This is a genomic window from Streptomyces sp. SolWspMP-5a-2, from assembly GCF_900091845.1.
In the GTDB taxonomy this organism is placed as follows: Bacteria; Actinomycetota; Actinomycetes; order Streptomycetales; family Streptomycetaceae; genus Streptomyces; species Streptomyces doudnae.
The window spans coordinates 1-16,697 of sequence record NZ_FMCI01000370.1 but is presented as its reverse complement, the minus strand read 5'-3'; the positions used below and the strand labels follow the sequence as shown (position 1 = coordinate 16,697).

16 protein-coding genes are annotated in these 16,697 nt (G+C 73.0%); 9 read left to right on the top strand and 7 right to left on the bottom strand.

Features of this window, described 5'->3' with window-relative positions; genetic code table 11:
- Nucleotides 1–161: 161 nt before the first annotated feature.
- The 6 genes from GA0115242_RS36605 to GA0115242_RS36580 all read left to right on the top strand — a co-directional run bounded on the left by GA0115242_RS36605 (nucleotide 162) and on the right by GA0115242_RS36580 (nucleotide 6,520).
- On the top strand, nucleotides 162–776 hold the full coding sequence (locus GA0115242_RS36605; RefSeq protein WP_176729983.1) for a hypothetical protein: 615 nt from the start codon (nucleotides 162–164) through the stop codon (nucleotides 774–776).
- 539 nt (nucleotides 777–1,315) lie between these two features.
- The gene (locus GA0115242_RS36600) at nucleotides 1,316–2,749 is read left to right on the top strand and encodes a hypothetical protein (protein WP_093835970.1); all 1,434 of its coding nucleotides are present in this window, start codon (nucleotides 1,316–1,318) and stop codon (nucleotides 2,747–2,749) included.
- 416 nt (nucleotides 2,750–3,165) lie between these two features.
- A complete protein-coding gene (locus tag GA0115242_RS36595) occupies nucleotides 3,166–3,813 on the top strand; it encodes a GntR family transcriptional regulator (protein ID WP_093835969.1) in 648 nt (215 codons plus the stop codon).
- A gap of 15 nt (nucleotides 3,814–3,828) precedes the next feature.
- Nucleotides 3,829–4,863 (top strand): 1-aminocyclopropane-1-carboxylate deaminase, encoded by a 1,035-nt coding sequence (locus GA0115242_RS36590; RefSeq protein ID WP_093835968.1) that lies wholly within the window; start codon nucleotides 3,829–3,831, stop codon nucleotides 4,861–4,863.
- A gap of 200 nt (nucleotides 4,864–5,063) precedes the next feature.
- Entirely contained in the window at nucleotides 5,064–6,122 is a 1,059-nt protein-coding gene (locus GA0115242_RS36585; RefSeq protein WP_370672346.1) for a LacI family DNA-binding transcriptional regulator, read from the top strand.
- A gap of 83 nt (nucleotides 6,123–6,205) precedes the next feature.
- On the top strand, nucleotides 6,206–6,520 hold the full coding sequence (locus GA0115242_RS36580; protein WP_141721891.1) for a hypothetical protein: 315 nt from the start codon (nucleotides 6,206–6,208) through the stop codon (nucleotides 6,518–6,520).
- A gap of 58 nt (nucleotides 6,521–6,578) precedes the next feature.
- Here GA0115242_RS36580 and GA0115242_RS36575 read toward each other — a convergent pair whose 3' ends face one another.
- From GA0115242_RS36575 to GA0115242_RS36545, 7 genes are all read right to left on the bottom strand, one after another.
- Complete coding sequence (locus GA0115242_RS36575; RefSeq protein WP_093835965.1) at nucleotides 6,579–7,760, bottom strand: TerD family protein; 1,182 nt, start codon at nucleotides 7,758–7,760, stop codon at nucleotides 6,579–6,581.
- 149 nt (nucleotides 7,761–7,909) lie between these two features.
- The gene (locus tag GA0115242_RS36570; protein WP_093835964.1) at nucleotides 7,910–8,899 is read right to left on the bottom strand and encodes a zinc-dependent alcohol dehydrogenase family protein; all 990 of its coding nucleotides are present in this window, start codon (nucleotides 8,897–8,899) and stop codon (nucleotides 7,910–7,912) included.
- Nucleotides 8,896–9,741 carry a carbohydrate ABC transporter permease gene (locus GA0115242_RS36565; protein ID WP_093835963.1) on the bottom strand — a complete coding sequence of 282 codons (846 nt, stop codon included), beginning with the start codon at nucleotides 9,739–9,741 and terminating at the stop codon, nucleotides 8,896–8,898. The genes GA0115242_RS36570 and GA0115242_RS36565 overlap by 4 nt, the downstream gene beginning before the upstream one ends.
- On the bottom strand, nucleotides 9,738–10,676 hold the full coding sequence (locus GA0115242_RS36560; protein ID WP_093835962.1) for a carbohydrate ABC transporter permease: 939 nt from the start codon (nucleotides 10,674–10,676) through the stop codon (nucleotides 9,738–9,740). The genes GA0115242_RS36565 and GA0115242_RS36560 overlap by 4 nt, the downstream gene beginning before the upstream one ends.
- Nucleotides 10,673–12,046, bottom strand: coding sequence for an ABC transporter substrate-binding protein (locus GA0115242_RS36555; protein ID WP_093835961.1), 1,374 nt, complete (start codon nucleotides 12,044–12,046; stop codon nucleotides 10,673–10,675). The genes GA0115242_RS36560 and GA0115242_RS36555 overlap by 4 nt, the downstream gene beginning before the upstream one ends.
- A gap of 79 nt (nucleotides 12,047–12,125) precedes the next feature.
- A complete protein-coding gene (locus GA0115242_RS36550) occupies nucleotides 12,126–12,896 on the bottom strand; it encodes a DeoR/GlpR family DNA-binding transcription regulator (protein ID WP_093835960.1) in 771 nt (256 codons plus the stop codon).
- Nucleotides 12,897–13,165: 269 nt separating this feature from the next.
- Nucleotides 13,166–13,975: an NAD-dependent epimerase/dehydratase family protein gene (locus tag GA0115242_RS36545; RefSeq protein WP_093835959.1), complete on the bottom strand. Its 810-nt coding sequence runs from the start codon at nucleotides 13,973–13,975 to the stop codon at nucleotides 13,166–13,168.
- Nucleotides 13,976–14,279: 304 nt separating this feature from the next.
- Here GA0115242_RS36545 and GA0115242_RS36540 point away from each other — a divergent pair, with 304 nt between their 5' ends.
- The 3 genes from GA0115242_RS36540 to GA0115242_RS36530 all read left to right on the top strand — a co-directional run.
- Entirely contained in the window at nucleotides 14,280–15,221 is a 942-nt protein-coding gene (locus tag GA0115242_RS36540) for a 5-dehydro-4-deoxyglucarate dehydratase (RefSeq protein ID WP_093835958.1), read from the top strand.
- Complete coding sequence (locus tag GA0115242_RS36535) at nucleotides 15,218–16,384, top strand: hypothetical protein (RefSeq protein ID WP_093835957.1); 1,167 nt, start codon at nucleotides 15,218–15,220, stop codon at nucleotides 16,382–16,384. The genes GA0115242_RS36540 and GA0115242_RS36535 overlap by 4 nt, the downstream gene beginning before the upstream one ends.
- A 114-nt stretch (nucleotides 16,385–16,498) precedes the next feature.
- A partial coding sequence (locus GA0115242_RS36530; RefSeq protein WP_176729982.1) for a maleylpyruvate isomerase N-terminal domain-containing protein occupies nucleotides 16,499–16,697 on the top strand: 199 nt, incomplete at its 3' end.

Genomic DNA, 16,697 nt, shown 5'->3' with positions numbered 1-16,697 from the left:
CGCGAAGACGTGGATGGCGGCGCTCACCACTGACCCCGTGACGCGTGAGAGCGTCGAGATCCGCCTACGCGTGCACGCCTTCCCCTTCTTGGGAGAGGCAGCTCGAAGCGACTGGCCGCGCTGCCTCCTACCGGCGCTCGATCTTCGCGAACGTCTCGGCGGTGTTCACGGCGGCCGTAGAGGACCGGATCATCGCCGAGAACCCTTGCCGGGCTCGATCGGTCCGCGCTCCGCGACTGGCCCCCCGCAAGATCAAGCTGTGGACTGCGGACCGCGTGATGCAGCTGCACGAGTCCCTGCTCGACCAGAACCAGGAGATGACCGCGGTCGGTGCTGGCTGCGGACTGTGGCAAGGGGAAATCTTCGGGCTGGCCGTCGACGACATCGACTTCCTCGGCGGCACCCTGCACGTGGTCCGGCAGGTGAAGCTCCTTCAGGGATCCCGTCCCGTCTTCGGGCCTCCCAAGGGCGGCGAGGAACGTGACGTGCCGCTGCCCGAGACCGTGGCGTTCGCGCTCGCCGCTCACATCACCCGGCATCCGTCGATGCAGGTGACCTTGCCCTGGAAGACCCTGGACGGGCCCACTGCCACGGCCTCGCTCATCTTCGTCACCGCTGGCGTGCCCTTCGGTCGCGATAACGGGATGCACGCGCTCCGCACGTACACGCACCTGATGCCGTCCAGCGAGGCCCGGACCCGGGCCGCTGTGGATCGCGTCTTCCGCGGGGAGTGCGTACCGCACGACGGCCCAGAGACGGCCCAGGGGGAGGACTGATGTCCTGACCTGCTGCGTCATCAGAACAGCCACAACTGAGGGACCGTCACCCGCAGTTCCGCGCGAGTGCCCCGCCGGCAGCGGTCGGCCGGGCGCTCGCGCCGTCCCGGGGAGCCGGTTTCCGGTCGATGTCGTCTCCGGCGACGGCGTGGCGGCGGCGGCCCCGGGCTCGGGCGGTGCCACCGGCCCCGGGCCGCGGTGCCTGACCCGCCCCGACCCGGGGTGCCCGCACCGGTGGCCGGGTCCCGGCGGGCGGTCGACGTGCCCGGACGTGATCCCTCCCGGGCCGCCGTGACCGCCGGGACGGCGGGGACACGATGGGCGGCGACCGTGCCCCGCACAGCCCGGCGACCCTGTCCTGACCCGCCCCCGGCCCCCGCCCGCACCCCTTTTCGTACGCGATCCCCCGTGCCCACTGCGCTCCCCGCCGGGGTTTCGGCCATGTCCTGACGCGGGCCGGGAGAGGAACCGGGCGGCATGGTCCCAAATCCGTCTAGGCTGAGCGGCCGAGACCCACCCGGCCCGAGGAGAACCAGCCGATGCCAGACAGCTCCCCCCTGCCGCCGGTGCGGCTGCACTCCGAAGCGGAGCTGGCGCGGGACGCGCTGTCCACGCCCCTGCTCTCCCGGGCCGCGCTGCTCGCCCGCTGGGCCGGTCCCGGCACCCGGGTCGACGCCGGCGGCGGCCTCGTCGACGAGCAGCTCCCCGCCGCCGCCGAGGCCCTCGGCCTGACCGGCGAGGACGCCACCGCGTACGCCAGCGAGGCGTGGCGGGTCGCCGTCGACACCGGCCTGGTGGAGATCGCCGACGCCGACGACGACAGCGACGGCACCGTCACCGCGGGCGAGGACCTCGCCCTGCTGGCCGGTTCCCCGCACGACGTGCTCGGCCTCTGGCTCACCGCTCTGGAGACCGTCCTCGCCGACGCCACCGTCCCCGACCTCGACGGACTGATCGACGCCGTCGACGGCCCCGGCGAGCCGGACCTCACCGGACTCGACTGGGACCCCGAGGCCGAGGCCGAGTTCCTCGACGGCGTCCTCGGCAACCTCTACCTGCTCACCGTCACCGAGGACGGACCCGGCGACGCCCCCGTCCCGCTGCCCGCCCTCGCCGCCTCGATGATCGTGCCCAGCGATATGGGCGAGCCCACCAACGATGTCCTGGAGCAGGTCTCCGACGCGATGATGCGCCTCGACGACCAGTTCCGCCTGCTCGAACCGGTCGGCCTGGTCGAGTACCAGCCCGTCGACGAGGCCCTGATGGCGGACGCCGACGAGGAGCCCGCCGCCCCCGTCGACGACACCGACGTCTCCCGCTACGGCATGGTCCGCCTCACCCCGCTCGGCCGCTACGGGCTGCGCGCCCGGCTCCTGGAGGCCGGTCTCGCCGCGCCCGCCGTCGGCGACCTCGCCGACAAGGACGCCGACGCGCTCCTCGACGGCACCGCGACGTTCCCGCAGGCCGCCGCGCAGGCCGAGATCGACCAGTGGGTGCGCCGCCGCGCGCCCCTCGACGCGGCCCGCGACCTGCTGTCCGCCGCGCGCGGCCAGGACCCCGCCGCACCGCTGCGCAGGCTCCACTGCCAGCAGGCCCTCTCGCTGGTCGGCGCCGAGGCCGAACCCGCGCTGCGCGAGGTCCTCGACGACGCCGAACTCGGCGGCCTGGCCCGGGTCTGGCTCACCGAGAACGGCTGCCGGGACGTGCCCGCGCCCTCCGAGGACCTGATCTTCTGGCTGACCATCGACACGGTCGCCGCGCAGCTCGCCGCCGAGGGCAACTCCGAGGAGCTGCGCGCCCTGGTCCAGGGGCTGGCGGCCCAGCACCGCGGTTTCTTCGACGCCGCCTGGCGGGTCGAGCACCCCGCCACCGCCGACGTCCTGGAGGCCATGGGGCGACTGCACCCGGACAAGCGGATCGCCAAGGAGGCCCGCAAGGCCGCCTTCAAGGCCCGTTCCCAGCACGGGGGTTGAGAAGAGTCCGGGACAGGGCCCCGGGCGCGGGTCCGGCGGTCCCCGGAAGCGGCCGCCCGACCTGTTCCGGATGATCTGGTCCGGATCGGTCTCCGGTCGGCGCCCGCTCGGGCTCCGGCCCTGTTCCGGCCCTGCTCAGGGCCTGTTCCGGCGCCGCTCCTGGCCGTCGCGGGGCCGCTTCCGGCGGTCTCCGGTCCCGTCCGTGCCCGGCCGGGCACGGACGGGCGGGTAATGACCTCGCCCCTCTCACGGCCCGCCTCCTACAGTGGGTGCGCGGCGTCCCACCAGGCTCAGTGCGACGCCGATCCTGCCGGGCGCGGCCCGCACTTCAAACGGGGGGTGCGGGACGCGCCCTTCCCCGTGCGCACCGAAGCGGCCCCTTGTCGCGCCCGTGACTGACATCTAACATTTCAGTCATGGAGCCTCTGCGACCCGTCCGGCGCACCCTGCTCAGGGACCGCGCCTACGCATCGATCCGGGACGCCATCGTGACCGGGCGCATCGAGCCCGGCGCGGTGGTGCGGGACGCCGACCTCGCCGAGCGGCTCGGCCTGTCCCGGGCCCCCGTGCGCGAGGCGTTCTCCCGCCTCGTGGACGAGGGACTGCTGGAGAGCAAGCCGCAGAGCTACACCCGGGTGACCCCGGTCGTCGCCGCCGACGTCCGGGACGCCGCCGCCGTCGTCGGCGCCATGCACGAGCTGGCCACCCGGGTCGCGGTGCCCCGGCTGACCGGCGCCGACGTCCTGGCGATGCGCGCGGCCAACGAGCGGTTCGCCACCGCCGTCTCCGTGGGCGACGTGGACGGGGCGCTGGCCGCCGACGACGCGCTGCACGACGTCCTCGTGCGGGTCGCCGCCAACCGCGCCGCCGCGGCCACCATCACCCGTCACACCCCGCTCGTGCGCCGACTGGAGCGGCAGCGCTTCGGTGAGGGCGGCAGCTGCCGTTCGGCGGGCCTGCACGAGCAGTTGATCGACGCCTGCGCGGCCGGCGACGTGGACGACGCGGTCCGTGTCACCGCCGAGATCTGGCGCAGCCTCGCCGAACTCGCCGACGACGACTGACCCTCCGGAGGAACCATGACACCCCCGCCCGCCAAGTCCATCGCCTCGTACGAGCGTTACCCGCTGCTGTTCGGCCCGTCCCCGATCCACCCGCTGGCCCGGCTCACCGACCACCTCGGCGGCGCCTCCCTCTGGGCCAAGCGGGAGGACTGCAACTCCGGTATCGCGTACGGCGGCAACAAGACCCGCAAGCTGGAGTACCTGGTCGCCGACGCCCTCGCGCAGGGCTGCGACACGCTCGTCTCGATCGGCGGCGTCCAGTCCAACCACACCCGCCAGGTCGCCGCCGTCGCCGCCCGCGCCGGGCTCAAGTGCGTGCTGCTCCAGGAGAGTTGGGTGGAGTGGCCGGACTCCGTCTACGACAAGGTCGGCAACATCCTGATCAGCCGACTGGCCGGGGCGGACGTCCGGCTGGTGCGGGCCGGGTTCGACATCGGGTTCAAGGAGAGCTGGGAGCGGGCGCTGCGCGAGGTCGAGGAGTCCGGCGGCAAGCCGTACGCCGTCCCGGCCGGTGCCTCGGACCATCCGCTGGGCGGCCTGGGCTTCGCCAACTGGGCCTACGAGGTCGCGGAGCAGGAGCGCGAGGCGGACGTCTTCTTCGACACCGTGATCGTCTGCTCGGTGACCGGATCCACGCAGGCCGGGATGGTCGCCGGGTTCGCCGCGCTGGAGCAGGCGGGCGGCCGACCCCGCCGGGTGATCGGCGTCGACGCTTCCGCGGCCCCCGCCAGGACCCGGGAGCAGATCGCCAGGATCGCCGACCGCACCGGTCGGCTCATCGGCGTCGAGAGGGAGCTGACGGAGGCGGACGTCGAGCTGGACGAGCGCTACCACGCCGGGACGTACGGCATCCCCGACGAGACGACCCTGGAGGCGATGCGGCTCGCGGCACGCACCGAGGGGATGGTCACCGACCCCGTCTACGAGGGCAAGTCGATGGCCGGGCTCGTCGACCTGGTGAAGCGCGGCGAGATCGCCCGCGACTCCACCGTCCTGTACGCCCACCTCGGCGGCCAGCCCGCCCTGAACGCCTACAGCGCGCTGTTCTAGAGCCCGGTCGCCGGTCGCCGGACACTGGACATTGGTCGCCGGGCACCGGGCACCGGATGCCGCACTCCGGCTGCCTGTCGCCGGTCGCCGGACGCCCGACGCCGACTGACCGACGTCGCCGTCCGCCGCCCGTCCCGCCCTGTCGCCTCCGGCGGGGCCGCGCGGCGACGGCCACGGCCCCTCCGGATACAGTGCACGGCGTGCGGGCGGACGATCAGCAGCGGGACGGGCGGGACACGCGGGACACGGGGGACGGGCGGGTGGACGGGGCCCGGCGCCGGGCCACCATCCATGACGTCGCCCACCTGGCCGGTGTGTCACGGCAGACCGTCTCCCGTGCCGTCAACGACAAGGGCGAGATCGACCCCGCCACCAAGGAACGCGTCCTGGACGCGGCACGCCGCCTCGACTACCGGCCCAGCCGGTTCGCCCGCGGGCTGGTCCGCAAGGGCGGGGTGACCACCGGACTCGTCGTCCCCGACCTGATGAACCCGTACTTCCCCGAGGTCGCCGCGGGTGTCCTGGAGGCGGCCGAGCAGCGCGGCTGGCAGGTCGTGGTGTGGGACTCCCGCACCGACCCGGGCCGCGAGCGGGAGGCGCTCGACATGCTCTCGCACCAGGCCGACGCGGTCGTCGGCTACTTCACCGACGCCGACGAGGTGCTCGCTCGGCACCTCGGCGGCGTCCCGCTCGTCCTGCTGGAACGCGGTCCGCGGCAGACCAGGTTCGGCGCGGTCGGCATCGACGTCGCCGCGGGCATGGAGCGCGGTGTCGCCCACCTGGTCGCGGCCGGGCACCGGGCGATCGGCCTCCTGGACGGCGACGCGGGGGCGCCGGGGCCGCGCCGTGTCGCCTTCGAACGCGCGGTGCGGCGGCACGGGCTGCCGGTCGACGAGAGCTGGATCGTGCTCTGCCCCGAGCACAGCGTGAGCGGCGGCGGGGCGGGGATGGCGCGGCTGCTCGCGCGGCGGCCCGAGGTGACGGCCGTCGTCGGCTTCAACGACCTGATCGCCGTCGGCGCGGTCCGGGCCGCGCGGGGCGCGGGGCGCCGGGTGCCGGACGACGTCGCCGTCCTCGGCTTCGACGGGCTCTCGCTGGGCGAGCTGGTGGAGCCCGCGCTGAGCACCCTGCACATCGACAAGCGCCGCCTCGGCCGTCTCGCGGTCGAGCAGGTCGCCCGCCTGCGGGCCGGTGAGGAGCCGCTGAGCGGGGCGGACGCGTGGGTCGTCCCCGAACTGGTCGTCCGCGCGTCGGCCTGACCGGGGACGGGCTCCCGCACCCCGGCGTGGACGCGGGCCGCGTCCCTCCCTAGGCTGCCGGTCATCTGCGACGGGGGGCGAAGGTGAACGGCGATCCGGTGTACCACGCGGTGGCGCTGGCCGTGTGCACGGTGCTGATGGTTCCGGTGGCGGTGATGATCCTGGCGGGACGGACACCGTCCTGGCTGCGCCGGGGCGGGGCCGGGGCGCGGCTCACCGCCTGGGCGCTGCTGTGCCTCTACGGGCTCGCCCTGGTCAACGGCGTCCCCCGGCTGGCGGACGCCTCCTCCCGGACGGTCACGCTCTGCGCGACCGTGGGCCTGGGCTTCGCCGGGGCCGCCGCGGTCCTCTTCGTGGCGGCGGCCCGCAGGAACGCGGCAGGGAACCGGGGCGACTGAGTGGCGGGCCCGGCCGGTGGGCCCCGGTCGCCCGGGGCCCGTTCCGGCCGGTGAGCGGCTACAGCGCCTGCGCCCCCGGCTTCACCATGTTCCGCACCGTGCGGGCCTTCACGAAGTCGCCGATGGCCGTCATCTCCCACTCGCCGGAGAACTGGCGGATCAGCTTCGCCATCAGCACGCCCGTCTGCGGCTCGGCGCCCGTGAGGTCGAAGCGGACCAGCTCCTCGTCGGTGGCGGCGTCGACCAGGCGGCAGTACGCCTTGGCGACCTCCGTGAACTTCTGCCCGGAGAAGGAGTTCACCGTGAAGACCAGCCCGGTCGCCTCCTGCGGGATGCGGCCGAGGTCGACGACGATCACCTCGTCGTCCCCGCCGCCCTCGCCGGTGAGGTTGTCGCCCGAGTGCTTGATCGCGCCGTTGAGGATGGTCAGCTTGCCGAAGTAGCAGCTGTCGAGGTGGTTGCGCTGGGGGCCGTAGGCGATGACCGACGCGTCCAGGTCGATGTCCCGGCCGCCGTAGGCGGGCTCCCAGCCCAGGCCCATCCTGACCTGGGAGAGCAGCGGGCGGCCGCCCTTGACGAGGGAGACGGTCTGGTTCTTCTGGAGGCTGACGCGGCCTTTGTCGAGGTTGACCTTGCCGGTGCCCGGCGGGGCGGCGGGCGGGGCGGGCGGCGCCGACGGCATCGGGGGTGCCGCCATCTGCGGGGCCGGGGGAGCGGCCTGCGGGGCCGGGGGAGCGGCCGGGGCGGGCTCCTCCACCGTCACGCCGAAGTCCGTCGCGATCCCGGCCAGGCCGTTCGCGTAGCCCTGGCCCACCGCGCGGGCCTTCCAGGCGCCGTTGCGCAGGTAGATCTCCATGATCACCAGCGCCGTCTCGGCACCGAGCTGCGGGGGAGTGAAGGTGGCCAGGACGCTGTGGTCGTCGGCGCCGCGGAGGGTGGCCGTCGGCTCGATGCCCTGGAAGGTCTGACCGGCCGCGTCGGGGCTCGCCGTCACGACGATCTTCTCGATGCCCGGGGGGACCGCGGTGGTGTCCACCACGATCGCGTCCGGCGCGGTGCCGCCGCCCGAGCGGTACGTCACGCCCGGCCCTGACGGCTGGTTGTAGAAGATGAAGTCGTCGTCGGAGCGCACCTTGCCGTCGCCGGTGAGCAGCAGGCCCGATACGTCGAGCCGCACGGGGGCGGCGACGTCCACCACCACGCGGGCGACGGAGAGAGGGATGTTCGAGCCGGGGGTCATAGCTGTCATGCAGGGGGAACGAGCAACACCGCTTTACCGTTCCCTTACCCGATGTCGAACCTTTGAGCCGGTTTGGGTGACGCCGTTCGGGCCCGGAACCCTGTGAGGGATTCCGGGCCCGAACGTGTGGGGGGTGGGGGTGGGGTCCGTTACGGCACGACCACGATCTTCCGGCCGACGCCCGCCGCGAACTGCTCGAGAGCCTGCGGGTAGTTGTCCAGCGCGATGCGGTCGCTGATGAAGATCTCCGGGTCGAGCACGCCGTTCGCGAACAGGTCGGCCGCCCGCTCGAAGCTGTGCAGGACCGCCATCGAACCGGTGATGGTGATCTCCTGGTTGTAGATGCGGTACGGGTCGATGGTCACCCGCGTCGCGTAGTCGGCCACCCCGAACTGGAGGAAGGTGCCCGCCTTCGCCACCCGGCCGAGGCCGTCCTGGATCGCCGCCGCGTTGCCGGTGGCGTCGACGACGACGTCCCAGCCCTGCGGCCGCTCCAGCTCGTCCGCGTTGGCCGCGGCCCCGGTGACGCCGAGCCGCTGCGCGGTCTCCAGACGGGTCGGGTTGAGGTCGACGACGTCGACGCTGGCGGCGCCGGTGCGCTTGGCCAGCTCCAGCATCATCAGGCCCATGGTGCCCGAGCCGTAGATCAGGACGCGGGCGCCGAGGCGGGAGTTGAGGACGTCGTAGCCGCGCACCGCGCAGGACAGCGGCTCGATCAGGGCCGCGTCCTGGGTGCGGATGTGCTCGGGCAGCTTCACGCAGTTGGCCACCGGCGCCACCGCGTACTGGGCGGCGCCGCCCGCGGTGGTCACGCCGATCGCGGCCCACCGCTCGCACATGTTGTTGTGGCCGTCCCGGCAGAACCGGCACTCGTAGCAGTACAGGGACGGGTCGACGGCCACCTGGTCGCCCACCGACACCTCGGTGACCTGGGCGCCGACACCGACGACCTCGCCCGCGAACTCGTGGCCCGGGACGATCGGCAGCTTGGGCGCGAACTCGCCCTGGAGGATGTGCAGATCGGTGCCGCAGATGCCGCACGCGGCGACCTCGACGACGACGTCACGCGGTCCCGGCGTCGGGTCGGGGACCTCGCTGACGACGGCGCGGCCCACGGACTCGATGACGGCGGCCTTCATTTGACGGCTCCCAGAGAGAGGCCCTGGACCAGCTTGTCCTGGGCGGCGAACCCCGCGGCGAGCACCGGCAGGGAGATGACGAGCGACGCGGCGCACACCTTGGCCAGGAAGAGGCCCTGGCTGGTGATGAAGCCGGTCAGGAAGACCGGGGCGGTCTCGGCGACCACGCCGCTGAGGACGCGGGCGAACAGCAGCTCGTTCCAGCTGAAGATGAAGCAGATCAGCGCGGTCGCGGCGATGCCCGGCAGGGCGATCGGGGCCACCACGCGGGCCAGGATGGTCGGCAGCTTGGCGCCGTCGACCCGCGCGGCCTCGATGACCGCGACGGGCACCTCGGCCAGGAACGACTGCATCATCCAGACCGCGATCGGCAGGTTCATGGAGGTGTAGAGGATGACCAGCAGCCAGATGTTGTCGAGCATGCCGGTGTTCTTGGCGAACAGGTAGATCGGCAGCAGGCCCGCGACGACCGGCAGCATCTTGGTCGACAGGAAGAAGAACAGGACGTCGGTCCACTTCTTCACCGGCCGGATGGACAGCGCGTAGGCGGCCGGCAGGGCGAGCACCAGGACCAGCAGCGTCGACGTCAGCGACGCCACCGTCGAGTTGATCAGCGAGGGCCAGGGGCTCGCGCCGCCGCCGCTGCCGAAGAAGTCGCGGTAGCCGTCCAGGGTGAGCGGCGCCGCGAAGGACGGCGGGTTGGTGGCCGCGTCGCTCTCCGAGTGGAAGGACGTCAGCGTCATCCAGGCGATCGGGAGGAAGAACACGATGCCCGCCAGCCAGGCCAGCAGGCCCAGGCCAAAACCTTTACGGCGTACGGGCGTTGCGGTCGTGGCGCTCATGCGCGGCCCACCTCCTCACGGAACAGGGACGACACCACGCGCAGCGCGAAGGTCGCGATGACGATCGAGCCGATGACCACCAGGACACCGGCCGCCGAGGCGAGGCCGTTCTCGTGCGCCTGGTAGAAGCTCTGGTAGACGGTGTAGGGCAGGTTGGCGGTGCCCAGACCGCCGGAGGTGATGGTGAAGACGGCGTCGAAGTTCTGCACGATGTAGATCGAGCCGAGCAGCCCGCCGAGTTCGAGGTAGCGGCGCAGGTGCGGCAGCGTGAGGTGGCGGAAGATCTGCCAGTCGCTCGCGCCGTCCACCCGGGCGGCCTCCATCTGCTGGGAGTCGCGGCTCTGCAGCCCGGCCAGCAGGATCAGCATCATGAACGGCGTCCACTGCCAGACGAGCGACGCCTCGACGGCGAGCAGCGGGGTGTTGGAGATCCAGTCGGGCTGCGGGCCGCCCACGTAGTGCAGCAGGCCGTTGAGCAGACCGTACTCCGGGTTGTAGAGGACGTGCTTCCACAGCAGCGCGGCGGCCACCGGGACGACCAGGAACGGGGCGATCAGCAGGGTGCGGACCACGCCCCGGCCGCGGAACTTGCGGTCGAGCAGCAGGGCGAGGCCGAGGCCGAGGACCAGGCTGGCCAGCACCACGGCCGCGGTCAGCAGGATCGTCGTCCAGACCGAGTGGCGCAGGTCGGCGTCGGAGAGGACCTGCTGGTAGTTGCCGAAGCCGGTGAAGCGGCGGGCCTTCGGGTACAGCGCGTTCCAGTCGAAGAACGAGATGACCAGGGTGGCCACGAAGGGGAGCTGGGTCACCGCGATCATGAAGATCAGGGCGGGCAGCAGCGGTGCCCTGGTGGCCCAGGCGCGCAGCCGGGCGGAGGGCTGGTTGCGGGTGGGTACGGGGGTCGCGGCCCGTGGGGCCGCCGTCGTAGCGGTCATCGTCCCTCGTACTCCTCGGAGATCTTCGCGGCCAGCTTCTGGGACTTCTTCAGGGCCGACTCGACGGACTGGCGTCCGGCGATGGCCGCGCTGATCTCCTGGGAGACCTTGGTGCCGAGGTCGGTGAACTCGGGGATGCCGACGAACTGGATGCCGGGCGCGGGGCGCGGCTGCACGCCCGGGTCGTTCGGGCGGGCGCCCTCGATGGCTTCCTTCGTCATCTCCTGGAAGGAGGCGGCGGACTTGCGGTAGTCGGCGTTGCTGTACGTCGAGGCGCGCTTGCCGGCCGGCACGTTGGCCCACCCGCTGGTCTTGCCGACCAGCTCCTCGTACTCCTTGCTGGACGCCCAGGAGACGAACTTCCAGGCGTTGTCGGAGTTGCGGGACGCCTTCTGGATGCCCCAGGCCCAGGTGTAGAGCCAGCCCGCCGACTCGGTCTTCTCCACCGGCGCGGGGGCGTAGTCGAGCTTGCCCTTGACCGGGGAGTTGGCGGCCTCCAGGGCACCGGCGGCGCTGGTGGCGTCGTACCACATGGCGACCTTGCCCTGGGTGAGGTTGTTCAGGCACTCGGCGAAGCCGGACTGGGCGGCGCCGGACTCACCGTGCTTGCGGACCAGGTCGACGTAGAACTTGACGGCCTTCTGGAACTCGGGGGAGTCGAGCCGGGCCTTCCAGTCCTTGTCGAACCAGGTGCCGCCGAAGGTGTTGACGACGGTGGTGAGCGGCGCCATCACCTCGCCCCAGCCGGGCAGGCCGCGCAGGCAGATGCCCTTCATGCCGGGCTTGGCGCCGTCCACCTGGGCGGCCAGGTCGGCGATCTGGGTCCAGGTGGGGTGGGCCGGCATGGTCAGGCCCTTCTCCTTGAAGACGTCCTTGCGGTACATCAGGAAGGAGGACTCGCCGTAGAACGGCTGGCCGTAGAGCTTGCCGTCGTCGCCGGTCAGCGACTGGCGCATCGGCTTGAGGATGTCCTTCTCGTCGTAGCCGGGGTCCTTGGCCACGTACGGGTCCATGTCGTGCAGCCACCCGTTGCGGGCGTAGATCGGTATCTCGTAGTTGCTGAGGGTCGCGACGTCGTACTGGCCCGCCTGGTTGGCGAAGTCCTGGCTGATCTTGTCGCGGACGTCGTTCTCGGGCAGCACGGTGAAGTTCACCTTGATGCCCGTCTCCTTGGTGAAGTGTCCCGCGGTGAGCTTCTGGAGCTCCACCATCTGCGGGTTGTTCACCATGAGGACGTTGACGGAGTCGCCGCCGGAACCCGACCCGCCCGCCCCGACCCAACAGCCGGAGAGCATCGGGGCGGCGAGCAGCGTCCCTGCGGCGGCCATGGCAAGCGTTGCTCGCGGCCTCCGTCGGCTCGGGGTGCGCATGGATCGCTCCTGAACATAAGTGTAGATAAGGGGCGCTTACGGGTGTGAAGAAGCCCTGGGGGGAACAGTGGTGAAACGGTCAGACACGGATGATCTGCGGCCCCAGCAACGAGTACCGGTGGGCCTCGGCCGACGGCAGCATGGTGCTGGTGACGATGGCCTCCAGCGTGCCGATCTCCGCGAACCGGCAGAAGCTGACCGCGCCGAACTTGGTGTGCACGCCCGCGAACACGGTGCGCCGCGCGGCGCGGATGGCCTGGGCCTTGACCTCGCACACGGCGGGGTCGGGGGTGGTCAGGCCGTGTTCGCGGGAGATGCCGTTGGCGCCGATGAAGGCGAGGTCGACCACGAAACCGGCCAGCATCTTGGTGGTCCAGTGGTCGACGGTGGCGAGCGTGCCCGGACGGACCCGCCCTCCGAGCAGCAGCACCGAGACGTTCTCGGCCTCGGCGAGGGTGCCCGCGACGGGGAGCGAGGCGGTGACCACGGTCAGCGGACGGTCCCGGGGGAGGGCCTCGGCGATGAGCTGGGGGGTGAAGCCCTCGTCGACGAAGACCGTCTCGGCGTCCCCGAGCAGCTCGGCCGCCGCTGCGGCGATCCGGCGCTTCTCGGGCACGTGGCTGGTGGCGCGGAAGGCGAGAGTCGTCTCGAAACCGGCGCTCTCCACGGGGTAGGCGCCACCGTGGGTGCGGCGCACCAGGCCGTGGTCCTCCAGGGCGCGCAGATCCCGCCGTACGGTCTCCTTCGCCACGCCCAGGCGGTCGGCGAGCGCGGTGACGTCGACCGAACCGGTGGCGCGGGCGACCTGCACGATCTCCCGCTGGCGTTCCTCCGCCGATCTCGCCTCCATGGCTGACACCCGCCTCTCACCCCATTGTGTGTGCCCGTTCGGGCCCGGTGGGACCCATGGGGGAAGTTCTACAACGGGCACGCGCCTCTGACCAGGCTTGTTGCACGCCCGTTCCTGCCCGGGTCGGCCCGTTTGCCTCACGCGGGGACCGCCTTCGACCTGCGCGGCAGCTGTGGGGGGCGTGGGATCGGGCAGTGGCCGTGCCCGAACGTGCCGGAGGGCGGGCCCGTTCGGTGCCCGCCCCACGGAAAATCGCTCCCGCGAAAGGATCAGTACGGCCAGATCGGCGGGTCGTTCACGAAGTGGCCGCCCAAACACGCATGTCCGATGTTGTCCGGATCCAGCTCCCCCTGCTCGGCGATCAGCTTCGCGGCGTACGGCTCGGAGTCGTCCTGGGGTTCGTAGCCGAGGGCGCGCGCCCCGGAGAGGTCCCACCAGAGCCGGGTGTTGGCGGAGGAGCCGTGCACGACGGTGTGGCCGACGTTCTCGGCGGTCAGGGCGGCGTGGAAGAGGCGGGCGCCGTCGGCGGGGCTCATCCAGACCGACAGCATGCGCACGCTGGTCGGCTCGGGGAAGCAGGAGCCGATGCGCACCGAGACGGTCTCCAGGCCGTGCCGGTCCCAGTAGAGCTGGGCGAGGTCCTCGCCGAAGCACTTGGAGAGGCCGTAGAAGGTGTCCGGGCGGCGCGGGGTGTCGATCGGGATGAGCGGGTCGTCGCCCTGCGGGCGCGGGGTGAAGCCGACGGCGTGGTTGGAGGAGGCGAAGACGATCCGTCCGACGCCCTCCTCGCGCGCGGCCTCGTAGAGGTGGTAGGTGCCCTCGATGTTGGCCCGCAGGATCTTCTCGAAGGGGGCTTCCAGGGAGATGCCCGCGAGGTGGATGATCGCGTCGACGCCCCGCACGGCCTCGCGCACGGCCGCCCGGTCGGCGAGGTCCGCGGTGATCGCGTCCGGGGCGCCCTCGACGGGGCGCAGGTCGAACAGGCGCAGCCGGTAGCCGTGGGCCGGGAGCAGGTCCCGCATCAGGGTGCCGAGGCCGCCGGCGGCGCCGGTGAGCAGAACGGTGCGGGGAGCGGGCATCCTCGGGTCTCCTTGGGGTCCGCCGCCTGAGACAGGTGGCCTCATCTGTGGATGTAATTCACATTCGTGACCACGCTAGGGAGGTCCCGCGTACGCCGTCAAGTGTGCCGCCGCGCCCCCGTGCGCGCGCCCTTTCCGCTGGTGTCCGCCCGATCCGCGCGCTTGACCGGGTCGGAGTCCGCTTCATAGGCTGCTGTTGTTCAGAAATATGGACACTGATCAGAGGAACGTACGCAGCGGAAGGCGTACCCGCCCGACCGCGTGCGCCCCGGAAGAACGTTCACGCCAGCCCCAGGGAGAGCCCGTGACGCCTGCCCCTCTCGCCGCTCGACTCAGCATCCCCAGCGGGCCGCTGTTCTTCCCCGTCACCGCCTACGGGCCCGGCGGCGACCTCGACCTCGACGTCTACCGCGCCCACGTGCGCCGCGGGGTCGACGCCGGTGCCGCCGCCGTCTTCGCCTGCTGCGGCACCGGCGAGTTCCACGCGCTCACGCCCGAGGAGTACGAGCGGTGCGTGCGGGCCGCCGTCGAGGCCGCCGAGGGGCGGGTGCCGGTGGTGGCGGGCGCCGGGTACGGGACCGCGCTCGCCGTCCGCTACGCCCGGCTCGCCGAGGCGGCCGGGGCCGACGGGCTGCTCGCCATGCCGCCCTACCTGGTGGTCGCCGGACAGGAGGGGCTGGTGCGGCACTACCGCGAGGTGGCCGCCGCGACCGCGCTGCCCGTCATCGTCTACCAGCGCGACAACGCCGTGTTCACCCCGCCCGCCGTCGTCGAACTCGCCCGCACCGACGGGATCATCGGCCTCAAGGACGGGCTCGGCGACCTCGACCTGATGCAGCGGACCGTCAGCGCCGTCCGCACCGAGGTCCCCGCGGAGTTCCTCTACTTCAACGGGCTGCCGACCGCCGAGCAGACCCAGCTCGCCTACCGGGGCCTCGGCATCACCCTCTACTCCTCCGCCGTCTTCTGCTTCGTGCCCCGGATCGCCCTCGCCTTCCACACCGCGCTCAGGACCGGCGACGACGCCACCGCCCACCGCCTCCTCGACGGGTTCTACCGGCCGTTCGTCGAACTGCGCGCCCAGGGCCGCGGGTACGCCGTCGCCCTGGTCAAGGCCGGGGTGCGGATGACCGGGCTCGACGTCGGCGAGGTCAGGCCGCCGCTGCACGAGCCGACCGAGGAGCACGTCAAGCAGCTCGCCCACCTGATCGAACGCGGCCACGCGCTGCTGGAGGGGGACCGGTGAGGACGTCCGCGTTCGTCTACCCCTGGGACGTCTGCGGCGACCCCGCGGCGCCCGAGCGGATCGCCGCGCTCGGCGTGGAGCAGGTCACGCTCGCCGCCGCCTACCACTCCACCCGCGCCCTCACCCCGCGCCACCCCCGCCACCGGATCGTCACCGCCGAGCACGCCGCCGTCCTCTACCCGCCGGGCGACCGGTGGCGCGGGCGGGAGCTGCGCCCGTACCCGGCCGGTGACTGGGCGCCGGGCGACGCCTGGGGCGAGGCCGCCGAGGCGCTCGCCGCGGCCGGACTCGACGTGCACACCTGGGTAGTCCTCGCGCACAACTCCCGCCTGGGCGCCGACCGTCCGGACACCTCCGTCGTCAACGCCTACGGCGACCGCTACCCGTGGGCGCCCTGCGTCGCCCGCCCCGCCACCCGGACCTACCTGGTCGACCTGGCCGCCGAGGCGGCGGCGCGGCCCGGCGCGGGCGGCACCGAGCTGGAGTCCCTCGGCTGGTACGGCCTCACCCATCTGCACGCCCACGACAAGACCGGCGGGGTCCCGCTCGGCGAGGCCGCCGAGTACCTGATGGCACTCTGCTTCTGCCCGGTCTGCCGCACCGGCTACGGCGAACAGGGCCTGGACGCCGACGCGTTGGCGGCCCGGGTGCGCGCCGCCCTGGAGCCCGTCTGGCGGGGCGCGCCGGAGCCCGGCGGCGGCTGGGACGCCGTCGGGACCCTGCTCGGCGCGGCGGAGGCCGGGGCCGTCCGCGCCTGGCGCGACGGCGTCGCCCGCACCCTCCAGGAGGAGGCGGTCGCCGCGGTCAGGGCCGCCGCCCCGGCCGGGTTCCAGGTGCTGCTGCACGCCGACCCGGTCACCCACCACGTCGGCGCCAACCCCGGCGTCGACCCCGCGCACATCCTGTCCGTCGCGGACGGTGTGGTCGTCCCGTGCGCGGACGGACCCGGCCTGCTCACGCCGTTCGCCGCGCAGGGCCGCCCGGACGCGGTGCTCGCCGCGAACCTCCCGGTCGTCTCCGGCATGGGCGGCGACCCCACCGGCCTCGCCGCCCGGCTGGCGGGGGCCCGCGCGCACGGCGCGACCGAGGCCCGCCTCTACCACGCGGGACTGGCCTCCGACGCCGACCTCGCGGCGGTGCGGGAGGCGCTGGCGGCGCGCTGACCCGGGGGAGCCGGGGCGGGGCCGAGGGCGAGCGCGGCGCCCCCGGGCGATGAGTTCGCCCGGGGGCGGCGGTCCACCCTTCAGGACACCGCCCCGCCTCCCTGAGGAGCCACGATGACCGACACCGTCGTCGACCTGGGACCGCAGACCCGTATCGTCGCCCGGCTCGCCCGGGAGGTGGACGACGCGCGGCTGGGGGACCCCACGCCCTGCCCCGGCCTCGCCGTGCGCGACCTGCTCGGGCATCTCACCGGCCTCTGCGCCGCCTTCCGGGACGCCGCCCGCAAGGACCTGGGCGCCACCACCGACACCC

Excerpts from the sequence above, each read along its gene's own strand:
- GA0115242_RS36600 (WP_093835970.1), top strand. The coding sequence starts at position 1,316 with ATGCCAGACAGCTCCCCCCTGCCGCCGGTGCGGCTGCACTCCGAAGCG.
- GA0115242_RS36595 (WP_093835969.1), top strand. The coding sequence starts at position 3,166 with ATGGAGCCTCTGCGACCCGTCCGGCGCACCCTGCTCAGGGACCGCGCC.
- GA0115242_RS36590 (WP_093835968.1), top strand. The coding sequence starts at position 3,829 with ATGACACCCCCGCCCGCCAAGTCCATCGCCTCGTACGAGCGTTACCCG.
- GA0115242_RS36575 (WP_093835965.1), bottom strand. The coding sequence starts at position 7,760 with ATGACCCCCGGCTCGAACATCCCTCTCTCCGTCGCCCGCGTGGTGGTG.
- GA0115242_RS36570 (WP_093835964.1), bottom strand. The coding sequence starts at position 8,899 with ATGAAGGCCGCCGTCATCGAGTCCGTGGGCCGCGCCGTCGTCAGCGAG.
- GA0115242_RS36565 (WP_093835963.1), bottom strand. The coding sequence starts at position 9,741 with ATGAGCGCCACGACCGCAACGCCCGTACGCCGTAAAGGTTTTGGCCTG.
- GA0115242_RS36560 (WP_093835962.1), bottom strand. The coding sequence starts at position 10,676 with ATGACCGCTACGACGGCGGCCCCACGGGCCGCGACCCCCGTACCCACC.
- GA0115242_RS36555 (WP_093835961.1), bottom strand. The coding sequence starts at position 12,046 with ATGCGCACCCCGAGCCGACGGAGGCCGCGAGCAACGCTTGCCATGGCC.
- GA0115242_RS36550 (WP_093835960.1), bottom strand. The coding sequence starts at position 12,896 with ATGGAGGCGAGATCGGCGGAGGAACGCCAGCGGGAGATCGTGCAGGTC.
- GA0115242_RS36545 (WP_093835959.1), bottom strand. The coding sequence starts at position 13,975 with ATGCCCGCTCCCCGCACCGTTCTGCTCACCGGCGCCGCCGGCGGCCTC.